This is a genomic window from Hespellia stercorisuis DSM 15480, assembly GCF_900142165.1.
Taxonomy (GTDB): domain Bacteria; phylum Bacillota; class Clostridia; order Lachnospirales; family Lachnospiraceae; genus Hespellia; species Hespellia stercorisuis.
The window spans coordinates 23514-40558 of record NZ_FQZY01000022.1 but is presented as its reverse complement, the minus strand read 5'-3'; the positions used below and the strand labels follow the sequence as shown (position 1 = coordinate 40558).

Below are 17045 nucleotides of genomic sequence, written 5' to 3'. Positions count from 1 at the left end.
GTCAGGTTTCTTTCATGCAGACTCCGCGATTCACTGCGGCGGCTCCAGAAAGCATCCTGTCCAATTTAGGGGATGTCTTTTTCTTCCGTTTTTGTGTATAATGATGGTAACGAACGGTGCAGAAACACAAACTGCCTGACGAAATTCAAAAATAGTATTCGCAGTATCGAAAGGAGTTTTTATGAAAACAGTTGGATTGATTACAGAATATAACCCTTTTCACAACGGACATCTCTATCATATTGAGCAGGCAAAAAAAATAACAGGGGCAACCCATGTCATCGTGGTGATGAGCGGTGACTTTGTGCAGCGCGGAGCGCCAGCCATCATGCCAAAGCATCTGCGTGCCGAGATGGCATTGCGCTGCGGTGCCAGCGCCGTGTTTGAATTGCCGGTCTGCTATGCCACCGGCAGCGCCGAGAGATTCGCAATGGGAGCCGTTTCTCTTCTGGACAGTCTCGGAGTGGTTGATGCCATTTGTTTCGGAAGTGAATGCAATAATCTGGAGGATATGCAGAAAATTGCCGAAATTCTCGCCAGCGAACCAAAAGAATACAAAACAGTTTTAAAAGAAGGGCTGAGAGCCGGGCATTCCTTCCCAACCGCCAGGCAGGAAGCGATTTCCCGACTGATGAAACGTGAGGACTGCTCCGTCATTCTGGGAGATCCCAACAACATTCTCGGAATCGAGTATCTGAAGGCCCTGCTGATGTTTAACAGCTCCATTGTCCCCTACACGATCAAACGCCGGGAATCCAACTATCATGATGACACGCTGCACAAGACCTTCAGCTCGGCCACCGCGATCCGCAATCTGCTGGCTTATTCGGGCAGTGCCATGCACATCGAGCATCCGTTGGGGCTGGATGCCATGGAATTTGGCAGCATTCTCGGTGAACTGGAATATCAGGTCCCAAAATCCTGCCTGGAATTACTCAAAGACAACTATCATCTGCATTATCCTGTCTATCAGGATGATTTTTCGCTTCTATTAAAATATCGCCTGCTCAGCAAATCCACAAGAGGACTGTGCAAATATATGGACGTATCGGAGGAGCTGGCCCGCCGGATCAAGAAAAATCAGAATTATTTTCTCAGCTACACACAATTCTGTGAGCAGCTGAAGACAAAAGAACTGACCTACACGCGCATCAACCGCGCACTGCTTCATATTCTGCTGGGCATCAAGGAATCGGATTATAAGATGTATCAGAAAGAAAACATGCATTATTATGCACATCTGCTTGGTTTTCGGAAAGATAGCCAGAAGATTCTAACGGCCATTCATAAAAAGAGCACTCTCCCGCTGCTTACAAAGCTGACCAATACGGACGAAATTGCTTCTACCGGGCTGCACATGCTAAAAAGAGATATTTTCGCCGCAGACCTGTATGAATCTGTCGTAACAGAACGCTATAAGACAACATTTGAAAACGAATATACAAAACAGGTAATTCGTGTCTGATTCAGGACACGGATTACCTGTTTCTTTTATCCGGTTTGTTGGATTTATTCGTATTTCATCACCGTGATAGCCATGGCGCCCGGGCCAATGTGACAGGCAACACTCAGTGACAGTGGTCCCTCCAGAATTTCATAATCCGGGAACTTCGCCATAATCTCAGCCTTCCACTCCTGTGCCTCCTCCTGAGAGCAGGTATAGGCCATTCCGAGATGAACTTTTTTTCCTGAGAAGCGATCCTTCAGATCTTTATCGATGGCCTTCAGCATCGTCTTTTTTGCCGCTTTCCAACCACGTACCTTCGCGAAGGAATCCAGCTTTTCACCCTGGATTTGAAGTACCGGCTTCAGATTCAGAGCCGTACCCAATGCCGCCGCAGCCGGTGTGATCCGTCCACCCTTTTTCAGATATTTTAAAGTATCCACCGTAATATAAATGCTGGCTTCCAGTTTATCTTTTTCCAGAACATCTTTGATTTTCTTTGCACTACGTCCATTATCGCGCAGATGGATTGCATCCAGAACAGCCTGATGCTGTGTGACAGACACTCTCTGATTGTCTACCACTTCCACTTTTCCATCATAGTCCATAGCCAAAGCCTGCGCAGTGCCACAGGAACTGCTCAGCCCGCTGGACATTGGAATATACACCAGCTCGTCATAATCCTTGAGTATTTCATCCCACAGTCCCATCACATCTCCCGGCGATGGTTGTGATGTCGAAATATCCGAGTCTTCTCCGAGCCTTTTGTAAAATCCTTCCTGCGTCAGAGTAATCTCCTCAAAATAGAGTTCCTCATCGATATAAAAAGGCATCGGCAAAACGAAAACACCCAGTTCTTTTCCCATTGCCTGTGTGATTCCACTGTTGCTGTCTGTTACTATTGCAATTTTTTTCATAAATTTCCTCCCAAGTTGCCTGTGTTGAACGTAAAAACAATCTTTTATTAATTTTTAAAGCTGTGGATCGGGGCTGGGATTCTTCCTTTTCTGTTGATGAAGTCTTCGCATCCAAATTCGTTGACCGGCATGATTGGAGCATATCCAAGCAGGCCGCCAAATTCTGCCGTATCACCCACATCTTTTCCGATAACCGGAATCAGACGAACTGCAGTTGTCTTCTGATTGACCATACCGATTGCCATCTCATCGGCAATGATACCGGAGATGGTGCTGGCGCTCGTCTTACCCGGAATCGCAATCATGTCAAGTCCGACCGAACATACACAGGTCATTGCCTCCAGCTTTTCAAGGGTAAGGGATCCGGCATTCACCGCATCAATCATCCCCTGGTCCTCGCTGACCGGGATAAATGCGCCGCTCAGTCCGCCGACATAAGAGGATGCCATAACACCGCCCTTTTTCACCTGATCGTTAAGCATGGCAAGTGCCGCGGTTGTTCCCGGCGCCCCTACACGCTCCAGACCGATTTCTTCCAAAATCTCAGCCACGGAATCTCCGATTGCCGGAGTCGGTGCCAGAGACAGGTCAATGATTCCGAACGGGATGTGCAGACGCCTGGAAGCCTCTCCAGCCACAAGCTGTCCCACACGGGTCACCTTGAACGCTGTCTTTTTGATCATCTCGCAGAGCTGTTCAAAGCCCTGCCCGCGCACTTCTTCCAAAGCCTTTTTTACTACTCCAGGACCGCTGACGCCTACATTGATGATCGCGTCGGCCTCGGTTACACCGAGAAATGCACCCGCCATAAACGGATTGTCATCCGGGGCATTGCAGAAGATTACCAGCTTCGCGCAGCCGAGAGAATCGTTATCCTTTGTCGCCTCCGCTGTCTGCTTTACGATTTCTCCGCACAGACGTACCGCATCCATGTTGATTCCGCATTTGGTGGAACCGACATTGACAGAACTGCAGATTCTTTCCGTCTGGGCCAGTGCCTGTGGAATGGAGCGGATTAGATATTCATCGCTCTGTGTCATTCCCTTGTTTACCAGTGCAGAGTATCCACCGATAAAATTCACACCGACAGTGCTTGCCGCACGGTCCAGCGTTTTGGCAATGGTCACAAAATCTTCTGCAGATTTACATGCCGCCGCACCGATCAGGGAAATCGGAGTAATAGAAATTCGCTTGTTGACGATTGGGATTCCAAACTCTTCCTCAATATCCTTTCCGGTCGAAACCAGATCCTTTGCCACGGTTGTGATTTTGTTGTATATATTGTTGTTCAACACTTCCAGATCGGAATCAATACAGTCAAGCAGACTGATTCCCAGCGTAATGGTGCGGACATCCAGGTTCTCATGCTCAATCATCTTATTGGTCTCTGAGACCTCATACATATTTATCATAATGTTCTCCTCGCCTTCATATCCTACAGTCTGTGCATTTTCTCAAAGATTTCTTCTCTCTGGATATTGATCTTTACTCCGATCTCTTCACCTAGAGTCTCCAGTTCTTTTCCCATCACGCTGAAATCTTTTTCAATTTTTGTCACATCCACGATCATCATCATATTGAAATAATCCTGTACGATCGTCTGGGAGATATCCAGAATGTTTACTTTGTTCTCTGCGAGATAAGTACATACCCGCCCTATAATTCCCACGGTATCTTTACCGACTACTGTTACGACACATTTTCTCATTGTTTTTCCTCCAATTCATCTCCTGGCTAACTACCTGTTTATTCTCTGAAACTTTGCGAACCTTCTGTTTTGCTTCGTCTGCATACTTTTTAAAATTCAGACGCTCTGATTATAGTTCGAAAATATCCGATATTGTATCGCGGCCCGCGACCGTGATATCCAGATCCTCTCCCTTATAATCAACGTCTGACAGTGTCACCTCCAGTTTCACTGTCTCATACGCCAGTCTTGCATAATTGTTCTCTTTGCTGAGATGCCCCAGCACGATGTGTTTCAGATTATCATGTAGTATATCACAAAGAAGTCTGCCTGACAATTCATTTGACAAATGTCCCGTGTCGCCCATAACTCTGCGTTTCAACGGGTAAGGATATGGTCCGACCTCCAGCATATGTATGTCATGATTGGCCTCCAGCAGAATCGCATCCAGGTTGCGGAGCTTGGACACCGTGTAGTCGTCATAGATCCCCAGATCAGTCGCGACGGCCACGGAACGGTCATTGCTGTTGAGGCGATAGCCGGAGGGCTGTCGCGCATCATGGGATATCCGGAAGGGTTCCACCTCGATATCGCCCAGCGAGAAGGGCTGGTCGACCTTCACTTCATGAAGCAGTCCGTCCGGCATACAGCCCAGGCTTTTATACTGACGGATTCCCGCAATGGTTCCCTCCGTCGCATAGATTGGAATCTCGTATTTACGGCTGAACACTCCCAGTCCCTGTATGTGGTCTGAATGTTCATGGGTAATCAGAATCCCATCCAATTCCTCTCCCTTGACGTCCAGTTCTTTCAAACCGGCATCAATTCTTTTTTTGCTGATGCCCGTATCCACAAGCAGATGTGTGTGTTCACTTCCGACATAGATACAATTTCCGCTGCTTCCGCTGGCGATACTACATAATCTCATTTTATTTCTCCATTTTTCTTTCTAGTATTTGAATGCGCTCTATAATCTGAGCCTTGGTTTCCTCAAAATCTCCGCCGTTTTCAATCGTGGTCTGGCATTTTGCACGGAAAACGGATTCCGTCTGCTGCTTGCCGATAATCGCGTCAATCTGGCTGTCCGTATAGCCGCGTGACACCTTCAGACGGTTGCGCCGGATCGACTCATCTGTATGAATATACCACATCTCGTCACAAACCGCATCATAATTTTCTTCGATTAGCAGTGCCGCCTCCACGACGAACAGTTTCGTGTGTCTGTTTTTCTGCTGCTCTATCTCATGCAGAATATATTCCTTCACCTTCGGGTGGATCAGGCTGTTCAGAAACTGCATTTCCTGCTCATCCTCAAACACGAACCCGCGCAGCTGCTCCCGGTCCAGTTCCCCGCTCTCGTTGACGATGCCCAGGCCAAAATGCTCCACCATCGCTTCAAACACTGGCTGACCGGATTGCTGCAGCAGCTTTGCCACCTCGTCTGCCTTGCAGATCGCAGCACTGTGCTCGCGTTCCAGATAGCGCAGCACCATACTTTTTCCGGATCCTACACCTCCGGTTATTCCTATTATAATCATGTTTATCTCCTGCTGTTCTTTCCTTATATGACTCTGCTGTAGATTATTTTGCCTCATACCAGTTGCTGCCATGGTGCATGTCGATGTCCAGAGGTACCGCAAGCTCTGCGGCTCCCTCCATCTCGCGCTTCAGGATTGCCTCCACTGCCTGGAGTTCATCCTTGTGTGTCTCCACCAGAAGCTCATCATGCACCTGGATCAGAAGTCGGGACTTCATGTGGTTCGCCCGCAGCGCCTGATCCACCCTGATCATGGCAATCTTCATGATGTCTGCCGCGGTTCCCTGAATAGGGGCGTTCATAGCCACACGTTCCCCGAAGGAGCGCTGCATGAAATTGCTGGACGCAAGCTCTGGAACCGGTCTTCTCCTGCCGAATAAGGTGGTGACATACCCTTCCTCTTTCGCCTGCTTCACAGCGTCATCCAGAAACTTTTTGATGCCGGGATAGGTCTCAAAATAACTCTCAATATACTGTGCCGCCTCTTTTCTCGTGATACTGATATTCCGGCTCAGTCCGAAGGAACTGATTCCGTACACGATTCCGAAATTGACTGCCTTGGCGTTGCGCCGCTCCAGATCTGTCACCTCGTCAAACGGAATGTGAAACACCTGAGAGGCCGTCATCCGATGGATATCCCGTGCCTCCCGGTACGCCTGAATCAGCTGTTCGTCCCCGGAACAGTGGGCCAGGATACGCAGTTCAATCTGGGAGTAGTCGGCATCCACAAAAACATAATCCTCATCTGGAATAAATACCTTTCGGATCAGACGCCCCAGCTCCATACGGATTGGAATGTTCTGCAGATTCGGCTCCGTGCTGCTGATCCGTCCCGTTGCGGTAATCGTCTGATGGAACTTACCATGGATACGGCCGTCCAGGCCGATAAAATTGGCAAGGCCGTCCGCGTAGGTGGATTTTAATTTTGACAGCTGTCTGTACTCCAATATCTTGTCCACGATCGGATATTCCGGCGCGAGCTTCTCTAAAGCACCGGCCGCCGTGGAGTACCCGGTCTTCGTCTTTTTCCCGTTGGGCAGTCCCATCTTCTCGAAGAGGATCACACCGAGCTGCTTCGGGGAATTGATATTGAACATCTCCCCTGCCATCTCGTAAATTTCTTTTTCCAGCACAACGATCTGTGCCCCCAGCTCTTCCCCGTATACGCGCAGCTCATCCGCCTCGACCCGGACTCCTGCCTGCTCCATGTGAAACAGCGTAAAGAGCAGCGGCATCTCAATCTCATCGAACATTTTTTTCATTCCGGTCTCTTCCAGATGTGCCCGCAGCGGCTTCACCGCCGCAAATGCGGTGTAAGCCTCATAACAGGACAGTTCCTTGCCGGTCACCTGACTGTCGACCGTCAGATTCAACTGTTCCCGCGCCACATCCTCAAACTGATAATCGTTCTTCAGTGGATTCAGAAGATAGGCGGCAATGATTCCGTCAAAGCAATACTCTTCACTCCGCACATCCAGCAGGGAGAGTACCTCCTTCAGGTTGAACACGGAGAATGTCTCCACGTCATTGGCGATCCCGGATACCCGCTCAAACAGATACTCCATCGGCAGGTCGTCGCCGCAGGGAATGGTATAGACCTCCTGCTCACCGAAGGCGAGTGAAACTCTTCCGTACCCGGAAGTATGGGCAAACAGCGGCAGCAGGTTCTCGTTATCCTCTGAAAATGCAATACCGACCACGTCTGCCCTTCCGGCGCGTTCAAAGATCTCTTCCGCCTTCTTCCTGTCCACGATTTCACAGAAATACTGCTCCACATCGTTGACGGTCGCCTCCACGTCGAACCGGGCGAGCAGATTCTTGAACTGCAGCTCCTGAAAATAATCGTAAGCCTCCTTGGTATAGAGGTTCCCGTGCTTTGCTCCCTCCAGATCAAACGCGATGTCCGCGTTGACCTCGATGGTGGCAAGGGTCTTGCTGAGCTTCGCCTGCTCCCAGAACTCCTTGAGATTCTTGCTCGCTCTCGGAGGCTTCAGTTCATCCACATGCGCGTAAGCGTTCTCGATGGAACCGTAGTCCACAATGATCTTCGTGGCAGTCTTCTCGCCAATTCCCGGCACGCCTGGAATATTATCCGCCGTATCCCCCATCAGCGCCTTGACATCAATAAATTCGGTCGGAGTAACCTGATAGCGCTCTTTTACGTCCGCCGCCAGATAATCCTCCACCTCAGTCTTTCCCTGCTTCGTCTTCGGAATACGGATTTTCACATGCTCTGTCGCAAGCTGCAGGGTATCCCGATCCCCGGAGATGATTGCGACATCCATCCCGTTCTCCTCGCACCGTCTGGATAGGGTTCCCAGCAGATCGTCCGCCTCCAGTCCGGCCTGTTCTATTATCTCGACATTCATCGCCTGCAGAACTTCCTTGATTACCGGAACCTGCTGACGCAGTTCCTCTGCCATTGGTTTTCTGGTCCCCTTGTACTCCTTGTACATCTCGTGGCGAAATGTCGGCGCATGCACATCAAACGTCACGGTCAGGTACTCCGGCTTTTCTTCCTCCAGTATCTTAAATAAAATATTTAAAAAGCCATAGATTGCATTGGTGTGCAGCCCCTCGGCGTTGGTCAGATCCGGGATTCCGTAAAATGCCCTGTTCAGGATACTATGACCGTCTATCAATACTATTTTCTCTCTCATCTGAGCTCCTTTTGCTGTTCCATTACTTTTGTCACTTCCCGCGCGATCTCCAGCTCTTCGTTTGTCGGAATCACCAGCACATTGACCGGTGCCCCGCGTCTGGATAAACGCACTTCTTTCCCCTGCTCCCGGTTGCGCACCTCATCGATGGTTACGCCGAGATAGGTGAGATAACTGCAGATTTCTTCCCGCATGTCGATATCATTCTCTCCCACGCCTGCCGTGAACACAATATTGTCCACCCCGTTCATAGCCGCGGCGTAGCTGCCAATGTACTTTGCCACCTTGTATGCGAATATTTCCCGCGCGGAAATCGCTTTGTAATTTCCTTTGTACTGGGCAGCAGTAAGCTCCCTGAAATCGCTGGAAAAGTTTTTACTCAGCCCCAGAACCCCCGACTTTTTATTCAGCATATTCATCAGGTCCGCGAGACTCATGTCTTCCTTCTTGGCGAGATATTCCAGCACACCGGCATCCACATCTCCGGAACGGGTTCCCATGACCAGCCCCTCCAGCGGGGTAAATCCCATAGAATTGTCGACCACTTTTCCGAATTTGACCGCACAGATGCTCGCCCCGTTGCCAAGATGACAAACGATGGTCTTCACACTCTCATAGTCCTGATCCATGAACTCAGCGGCCCGTCTTGATACGTACTGATGGCTGATACCGTGGAATCCGTAACGGCGGACTTTGTATTTTTCATAATATTCATAAGGAATGCCATATAAAAATGCCTTCATCGGCATCGTCTGGTTAAATGCGGTGTCAAACACACCGGCCATAGGGGTGTCCGGCATCAGTTTCTGGCAGGCCTCGATTCCGACCAGATTCGCCGGGTTGTGAAGCGGAGCCAGATCATTGAACTCGCGCATGGCATCCACCACCTCGTCCGTGATCAGTACCGAGCCCGTGAATTTTTCGCCCCCGTGCACCAAACGGTGTCCGATTACATCAATCTCACTGTAATCGGTGATCACACCATATTCCAAGTCTTTCAGAATCTTCAGCAGATGATTAACCGCCTGTACATGATCTTCCATGACAACCTGCTCTTTGAGAGACTTTCCGTCCTTATTCTTGTAACGGAACTTCCCGTCGATACCGATCCGTTCGCAAAGTCCCTTGGCGAGAACATCATCCGTATCCGTCTCGATCACCTGAAATTTCAATGAAGAACTTCCGCTGTTGATAATCAAAATTTTCATATGTGGTACCATTCCCTCTCTTAAAAGATAGATATCAGACGCTGCGCGGGCTTCTCGCCCTTCCCTTTTTCTGTCTGCGGCTCCCATTTGCTGTATTTGCTGTCATTTCCCGCACGGTCTGCCAGGCATGCTCTGCAGGGATGGCTGCCCTCGCCCCGGTCCCCATACCGACAGGTGGCGCAGTTGTTTTCCGTAAATTCGTCTGTAAACCATTTGTTCGCATATTTGTTCGTGGATTCGTGGAGTCCCACAATACGCGCTCCATTTTTTGAAAGACGATCTGCTTCGCCTTTTTTGTCCGTTTCACTGTATTCCTGACACATGCGCTCACTGTATTCCTCCAGTGCACGCTGGACATCCTGGACAATGGTTTCATGCAGATCGTCCGCCGCCGTCTCCACTGCCGGCTGAATTTTCAGCACATCAATGGACCGGTCATCACAGACACGGATCTGCACCTCCACTTTGTGTATGACCGTCTGCTCTGACTTCCCAGAATCCGGCTTTTTCTTCTTTATCTTCTTATTCTTTGCATCTTTTATTTTTTTATCTTTTTTCAGCCTGTCTTTTTTCTTTTCTTTCTTCCGAACGTCTTTTTTCAAACCGATACATCACCTTTCCAGCCCGTTTATCCACGCAATCACAATATTTTTATTTTAACATGAAACAACATGTTTCTCAAGGAGCATATGAAAAATGAAATAGAAATGAACAATAAAAGAAGGACGAAAACGGACGTTCAAAAAAGAAATATGAACAATCCGCTTCGCTGCTTTTTATGAATTTTCTTCGGTTGTAACGTGATTGATCACCCTGTATACCGCAGGGCATCAATCGGTTTTTTCTTCGCTGCTTTGTTGGCCGGGTACAGGCCGAACATAACGCCGATCAACATGGAAAATCCCATGGAGAGCCACACCACCGACAGTGACATCGCATACGATACGTCACCCACGATGTTGACGATCTGAATGATCATCCAGGAGAATCCAATCCCGATCATACATCCCAGAAGGCTGACCAGAAGTGCCTCGATCAGAAACTGCAGCATAATGGTCGCCCGCCCGGCACCGATTGCCTTGCGGATTCCAATCTCTCTGGTTCGCTCTGTCACAGAGACAAGCATGATGTTCATGATGCCAATGCCGCCGACCAACAGTGAAATCGCTGCAATTCCTCCCAGAAGAAGCGCCAGAGTGTTCGTGACGCTCTCCATGGCTTCCATCACGGAAGACTGATTGATGATGGTAAATGCGTCTTCATCGTCCCCGAATCTCGTCAGCATCAGACTGGTCAACGTATTTTCCGCCTGGTCCATCGAGTCCTCACTGGCTGCCGAGACGCAGAAAGTGGTAATCTCTGTGGAGACGCTGTCCGTCAGTCGAATCAGCGAAGTATATGGAATGTAAGCCTCATAGACGCTGGCCGCATCCTCGGAGTCATCCTCCGCGGCCAGCACGCCGATGATTTCAAAGCTGGTTCCATTTAATTTGATGTTCTCTCCCACTACATTCGAACGGCCCATCACCTCGGTTGCAACGGTGTTATTGATGACGATCACATTGGTGTGATTCTCCACATCCGTGCTTTTCAGAAATCTGCCTGTGCCGGGCTCCAGCCCCTGAATATCTGCATAGGCACCGGTCGTCCCGTAAACAGTGACTGACTCCTCGGAATAGGTGCTGGATGCCGTCACACTGGATTGTGCGACCGGTGCGATCTCCGACAAATCGTCGTTGTCAATAAAGTCGTTCAGCTCTGAGAGCTTCAGCGGATTGTCCTTGTCATCGGATATGGATACCGTCAGCAGGTTCGTTCCCAGGCTGTTGATGGAATCTGTCACGGAGGAAGTCGCCCCATTGGCGAGAGAAACCAAAACCACGAGTGAGACTACGCCGATGATGATGCCGAGCATCGTCAGAAAGGAGCGCATCTTGTTCGAGGTAATCGATTTCCACGCCATTTTTAAAGACTGCAGAATCATGATTTTCTCACCTCCTCCACATGTCCGTCAAAAATCCGGATGCTTCGGACAGCCTGCTTTGCCACCAGTTCATCATGGGTGATCAGGACTATGGTATTGCCCTGACTGTGGAGTTCGTGAAACAACTCCATAATTTCTTTTCCGGTTGCGGAATCCAGATTACCGGTGGGCTCATCTGCGAGAAACAGCGATGGTTTGGATGCAATTGCCCGGGCGATTGCCACCCGCTGCTGCTGTCCGCCTGACATTTCGTTCGGCCTGTGGTGCATCCGTCCCGCAAGCTGCACCCGCTCCAGTGCCTCCTTCACAAGCATCCGGCGCTCATGCTTTGGAATACGCTGATAGATCAGTGGCAGCTCTACATTCTCCTCTGCAGTCATATTGCCAATCAGATTAAAGCTCTGAAAAATGAATCCGATTTTTTTGTTTCGGATATGTGCCAGTTCTGTCTCTGTATATTCTTCGATGGGCTGGCCATCCAGATAATACTGCCCTTCATCCGCCATGTCCAGGCACCCGATGATATTCATCAGCGTAGACTTCCCACTTCCCGAGGGGCCGATGATGCTGACGAACTCCCCCTGCCGGATGTGCATGCTGGCGTGGTCAAGTGCACGGACTTCGGCATCTCCGATGGTATAAATTTTTGAAACGTCGTCAAATTTTATCATATGCTCCCCCTTCTATTGCCCCGGTGCCTGACCGCCGCCCTGACCGCCGCCATCTGGCCTCTCGCCGCTCTGGCCTCCGCCCATATCGCCGCCCATGTCACCGCCGCCAGGCATCTCACCGCCCATCATTCCTCCCATATCTGAGGAACTGTCTGTACTTTCGGTCTTCAGGTAATACACCGTATCGCCTTCACTCAGACCACTCACAATCTCAACCTGACTGCTGTTGGAAAGACCGGTCTCGACCTCCACTTCCCCTGACAGACTGCCGTCATCGTCTTTTTTCGTATACACAAACGTTGCATTTCCTTTTTCCTGCAGTGCGGAGATGGGAATCAGAACCGCATTGTCCGACTCAGCGATATTAATTGTCGCCGATGCAGTCATGCCAATCTTCATATTCTCATCCTTGGGAAGCGTGATTTTCACCACATACTTTGCACTTCCGCTGCTGGAGGAGCTGCTGGAGGATGCGGTCTCGGCCACGCTGGTGATGGTTCCTGTAAATGTCTGATCATCCAGCGCATCGAGTGTGATCGCTGCCGTCTGTCCGGTTTTTACGGACAGGATATCCAGTTCATCTACATTCACCGAAATGACCACATTGTCCTGGCTCTGGATCGTGCACGCTGCCGTCTCGTAGCTGCTGTACAGCTCGGCACTGGATGATGTCGATGAATCCGAACTTCCGGAGCTCACGGTTCCGGAGGAACCTGACCCAGTGGCAGATTGTGTGTTCTCATCGGAACCAGAGGCTGTATTGCCGTTTGCAGTCTCCGACTGACTGTTGGATGCTGTCCCATTACTGCCGGAGCCGGACTGTGTATTGGACATGGTCCCGTCACTTCCGGAACCGGACTGTGTATCTGAGTCGCTCCCGCTGTCCCCCGAATTGCCGGACCCGGAAGAATCTGCTTTTTCACTTTCGGTCCGTTCAAAAGTAGCAACAATCCGAAGTATATTACCATTCTCACCGGAATCTCCGGACACAAAATCCCAGTTGTAAGTAGAATTATCAATCACCGGAAGATATGCCTTATCAAACGCATATCCGTCCTTCGCCGTCAACAGAATGGTCGCCGTATATACGGTTCCTGCACTGAACTTCTCGTTTGTACAGTCCCATGTGATTTCTCCCGTATATTCATCGGTCTCTGTTATTTTGGTCTGTGGTTTCGCATCTTTTTTTGGCGCGGTAATTTTCAGCTTTTCAAACTTCTGGATGGATATCGGCAGATCCACTGCTGTCACCGCGTCATCCTCCCCCTCAGTTTCAACGCTCCCTTCCGTGTCATCCCCATCTTCCGTTTCTGTCGGTGTACTGTAAACCGCCGTTTCCTCAGCCTCTCTGGATGTGTCAGCGTCGGCGGATGCAGTTGTCCCAGTCGTCGTGGACAGATTCAGAAGCTGTGCCGTCGCCTGCTTTGCACTCACTTTCACGGTTTCCACATCTGCCGAGCTGGTCTGACTGCCAGACGAAGTACTGCCAGTGGAAGCCCCTGAGGAAGTCCCGGAGGATTTTGTAATCTCCGTATCATTTGCAATGCTGACCGTACCGATGATTCCGTTTGTCGTCGCAGTGATTACCGGATTGTCGTGAAGTGCAGTCAACGTAGACAGTGCCTCCGCCAGATCCGTACGCTCGCCGTTCAGTTCCTCAATCTCAAGTGCACTGAGAGTGGAATCACTGAGCTGTTCATCAATGGAATCGATACTCTCCTGCACGCTGATCATCTCGCTTGCAATTGACGCCTGATTCAGCGTCGCAATGGTCTGCCCCGCGGTCACGCTGTCACCGCTCGCGACGGATACGGTGTCCACCTTGATCCCGGTTGGGACAATCACATCCACCGTACCTGCGGACGCAAGGCTGCCGGTTCCCACCACCGTGGAACTGATACTCCCGCTCTCCGCGGTTGCCGCCTGAACCGTCATTGTTGCAGCTGCACTGTTTTTCTTTTTCGCCAGCACCACCACTGTGAGGGTTCCCGCAAGGATCAGAATCAGCAGAACGGAACCACCGATAATTCTCTTTTGTTTCTTCCTGGAAAGTTTTTTCCATTTACGAAAGAAAGATTTCTTTTTTTCTCCTTTTTCTTCATATACTACTATGCTGTCATTTTCAGAAACCGGCAGACTGCCTGTCTGCTGGAGTTCTTCCAACGCAGTAATCCCCTCATTTGTCTCCTGATCTGTCATGTCGCTCTTCATTCTTACCTCCTGCATTTTCTGTGATTTAAGCATGTTAATCAGTTGCGCCTCCATGTACTGAAGTAATACACGTTTTAAAGTCTAGCAACAACCTGCGAACTTTAAGTGAGTGAAATGTGAGAAAAAAATGGAATATTTGTGAAATTCATGCACCATTATCGGAAGGATTTGTTATAATGGTTTATAGCTTTTTCCTAAAAGCAATGACAATGACTAAAAAATAATTAAGAGGTACATCATGGAAGAACAAACCGTCTCATTCAGACAATTTATAAAAAGGCACTGGGCATATTTGCTCCTTGTATTATTGATTTCGACACTGATTTCTGCACTGCTGTGCACCACGCTGATTGCGTCCTGTAAAATGGATTACGGACAGCCCTATTTTTCTTATTCTCTGATCTGCGTATTCTGGACCGGTGTTTATATGCTCTGCGTCATCTATCCGCTTCTTCTCTGGCTGGGGCAGTTCGGAGTTTTCGCAGGCTTTTTCAAAGAGAAAACATACCGGCAGAAAAAGAGAGTTTTCATCTCACTTTTGAGAGTTGCGATCGGGGTCTTCGGCGCGTACGAAATCCTGATGCACGGTCATTATCGTTTCCGCTTTGCGATCATCTCCATCTATCAGAATCGCGCAGGGGCGTTTATTCAGTTCTGTCTCGCACTTCTTTTTCTTACCATCATTACCACGAATTTCAGGCGGCTGTTTCCGGAAATTTTGAGCTGGAACAAAACTTACCCCTGGTTTCTTAAGCTTCTGACTGTCGTGCTGGTGTCTTTTGTCTGCTTTTATAATGTGGAGGAACTGTGTGAGAGCAAGATGCTTACCTACATGGATATGCGATTTTTAAATATGCTCTACTGGACGGTTCTGTTGGGGATTCTGTTTTTGATTTTCAGAAGAGTCCGGATCAGTGCACTGATTACACTGGTCCTTTCTTACATAGTCGGTGTGGCCAATTACGTGGTGGTCATGTTCCGCGGGAAAGAAATTCTATGGGGTGATATCACAGCATGGGGAACAGCAATGAAGGTGGTCGACAATTATACTTTCGCACCGGATCACTACTTTTTTTCTGTCACAGGGGTGTTTCTCCTGACCTTTATCGCTGTCCTCCTGTTTCCACTGCGCGAAAAAAAGCAGCCTGTCACCAAACGGCGCGTCTGCCGCACCCTCCTGGCCGAGGGTGCCGTGATTCTGCTGCTGTTCATTGCCAATTTGACCGGAATCCTGTACGGAAACATTCAGGGCAACTTCTGGGATTACACGATCATGATGGCAAAAACCGGCTATATTCCTTATCTGATCAGCAACATCAATTACTCTGGAAAGGTGACATTGGAGGATTACTCCGCCAGTGCCGCAGAAAAAATCTTGAAAAACAGCAGTGCTCTTCTTGAGGAGGAGACGGAAGGTGAGGACAGCAACACTGCCGACTCATCAGATTCCGCCACAGACAGTGCGAACTCTGATGCCGCTGCAGACAGCAAGGCACCTAACATTATTATGATTATGGATGAGGCCTTCTCCGATCTCGGCGTGAACGGAGACCTGCAGACCAATCAGGATTACATGCCCTTCTTCCGGAGCATGAGTGAGAATACCATCAAAGGATATCTGCATCTCTCCATCTGTGGTGCTCCCACGGCAAACACAGAATTTGAAGTACTTACCCGCAGCTCACTGGCTTTCCTTCCTACCGGCTGTATTCCTTATAATCAGTATGTGAGCAGTCCTGTTCCCTCTCTGGCCTCGGTCTTAAAGAACAATGAATATCAGTACCAGACCTATGCCTACCACAGCTATTCCGCAACCGGATATAACCGGCCTGTCGCTTACGATTATCTGGGCTTTGACAAGTCGGAATTTGTGGAGGAGGACGATATGGAATCCTATGACACGGTCCGTGAATACGTCAGTGACTCTTCGGATTTCAAACATCTGGAGGAAATATTCGAGAAAAAGAAAGACGGAAATCCACTGTTTCTGTTCAATGTCACCATGCAGAATCACGGCGGTTATACAACCAGCTTTGACAAAGGAGAAGATGCTGTTGAGGTAACAAATTTTGACGGTGATTTTCAGCTGGAGAATTACCTCACACTTGTAAAAAAGACAGACAATGCTGTCAGTGAGCTCATCTCCTATTTTTCCAAAGAAAAGGAGCCTGTGATGATCATCTTTTACGGCGATCACCAGCCAAAGCTGCCGGACGAGGCACTGAAGCCGCTGATGGGCAGCCAGGGCGGAAGTGAGGACAGTGGCGACGGCAGCAGTTATTACTCGGATGTCGCGTCACGCTATCAGGTTCCGTTTTTCATCTGGACGAACTATGACAGTCAGAAACAGCAGGATGTCGACATCTCCACGAACTACCTGTCATCCTATATTCTGAAAAATGCTGGTCTTCCATTGACTGCCTATGATGAATATCTGTTGGAATTAAAAGATTCCTACCCGGTTGTTACCGCCAGAGAATACTGGGATGCAGCCGGCAATACCTATGAGTGGGATGAGACGAAGCCCAGTGTACTTGGCAGTTACGAAAACATCCAGTACAACTGTCTGTTTGACGAAAAGAATAAACTGACTGAATTTTTCAACGACTCCTCTGAATAAAAACGCAAAAAAATACACCCTTGACGTAATTTGTACAACATCCGGCAGATCAGATGACTTGTTCTGAGACTGCCGATAACCTGCAAATTATGTCAGGGGTGTATTT

At 49.2% G+C, this 17045-nt stretch carries 13 protein-coding genes; 2 read left to right on the top strand and 11 right to left on the bottom strand.

What is annotated here, in order from left to right:
* Window positions 1-181: 181 nt before the first annotated feature.
* Entirely contained in the window at window positions 182-1465 is a 1284-nt protein-coding gene (locus BUB85_RS08770; protein WP_073108697.1) for a nucleotidyltransferase, read from the top strand.
* A gap of 44 nt (window positions 1466-1509) precedes the next feature.
* Here BUB85_RS08770 and BUB85_RS08765 read toward each other — a convergent pair whose 3' ends face one another.
* The 11 genes from BUB85_RS08765 to BUB85_RS08715 all read right to left on the bottom strand — a co-directional run bounded on the left by BUB85_RS08765 (window position 1510) and on the right by BUB85_RS08715 (window position 14319).
* Window positions 1510-2361 carry a DegV family protein gene (locus BUB85_RS08765; RefSeq protein ID WP_073108693.1) on the bottom strand — a complete coding sequence of 284 codons (852 nt, stop codon included), beginning with the start codon at window positions 2359-2361 and terminating at the stop codon, window positions 1510-1512.
* A 47-nt stretch (window positions 2362-2408) separates the two neighbouring features.
* Window positions 2409-3773 (bottom strand): PFL family protein, encoded by a 1365-nt coding sequence (locus BUB85_RS08760; protein WP_073108687.1) that lies wholly within the window; start codon window positions 3771-3773, stop codon window positions 2409-2411.
* A gap of 23 nt (window positions 3774-3796) precedes the next feature.
* Complete coding sequence (locus BUB85_RS08755; protein WP_073108682.1) at window positions 3797-4069, bottom strand: ACT domain-containing protein; 273 nt, start codon at window positions 4067-4069, stop codon at window positions 3797-3799.
* A gap of 109 nt (window positions 4070-4178) precedes the next feature.
* Window positions 4179-4976 carry an MBL fold metallo-hydrolase gene (locus tag BUB85_RS08750; RefSeq protein ID WP_073108677.1) on the bottom strand — a complete coding sequence of 266 codons (798 nt, stop codon included), beginning with the start codon at window positions 4974-4976 and terminating at the stop codon, window positions 4179-4181.
* Window position 4977: 1 nt separating this feature from the next.
* On the bottom strand, window positions 4978-5586 hold the full coding sequence (gene coaE, locus BUB85_RS08745; protein WP_073108672.1) for a dephospho-CoA kinase: 609 nt from the start codon (window positions 5584-5586) through the stop codon (window positions 4978-4980).
* A gap of 43 nt (window positions 5587-5629) precedes the next feature.
* Window positions 5630-8245, bottom strand: coding sequence for a DNA polymerase I (polA, locus tag BUB85_RS08740; RefSeq protein WP_073108666.1), 2616 nt, complete (start codon window positions 8243-8245; stop codon window positions 5630-5632).
* A complete protein-coding gene (locus BUB85_RS08735) occupies window positions 8242-9453 on the bottom strand; it encodes an acetate/propionate family kinase (RefSeq protein WP_073108792.1) in 1212 nt (403 codons plus the stop codon). Before BUB85_RS08735 ends, polA begins: the two co-directional genes overlap by 4 nt.
* A gap of 20 nt (window positions 9454-9473) precedes the next feature.
* The gene (locus tag BUB85_RS08730; protein WP_073108663.1) at window positions 9474-10055 is read right to left on the bottom strand and encodes a hypothetical protein; all 582 of its coding nucleotides are present in this window, start codon (window positions 10053-10055) and stop codon (window positions 9474-9476) included.
* Between the two features lie 206 nt (window positions 10056-10261).
* Complete coding sequence (locus tag BUB85_RS08725) at window positions 10262-11437, bottom strand: ABC transporter permease (protein WP_073108659.1); 1176 nt, start codon at window positions 11435-11437, stop codon at window positions 10262-10264.
* Window positions 11434-12108: an ABC transporter ATP-binding protein gene (locus tag BUB85_RS08720; protein WP_073108656.1), complete on the bottom strand. Its 675-nt coding sequence runs from the start codon at window positions 12106-12108 to the stop codon at window positions 11434-11436. The genes BUB85_RS08725 and BUB85_RS08720 overlap by 4 nt, the downstream gene beginning before the upstream one ends.
* Before the next feature lie 12 nt (window positions 12109-12120).
* Complete coding sequence (locus tag BUB85_RS08715; protein ID WP_073108654.1) at window positions 12121-14319, bottom strand: HlyD family efflux transporter periplasmic adaptor subunit; 2199 nt, start codon at window positions 14317-14319, stop codon at window positions 12121-12123.
* A 238-nt stretch (window positions 14320-14557) separates the two neighbouring features.
* Between BUB85_RS08715 and BUB85_RS08710 the strand changes: the two genes are divergently transcribed.
* Window positions 14558-16939, top strand: a complete 2382-nt coding sequence (locus BUB85_RS08710) for an LTA synthase family protein (protein ID WP_073108652.1) — start codon at window positions 14558-14560, stop codon at window positions 16937-16939.
* The last annotated feature ends 106 nt before the right edge of the window (window positions 16940-17045 follow it).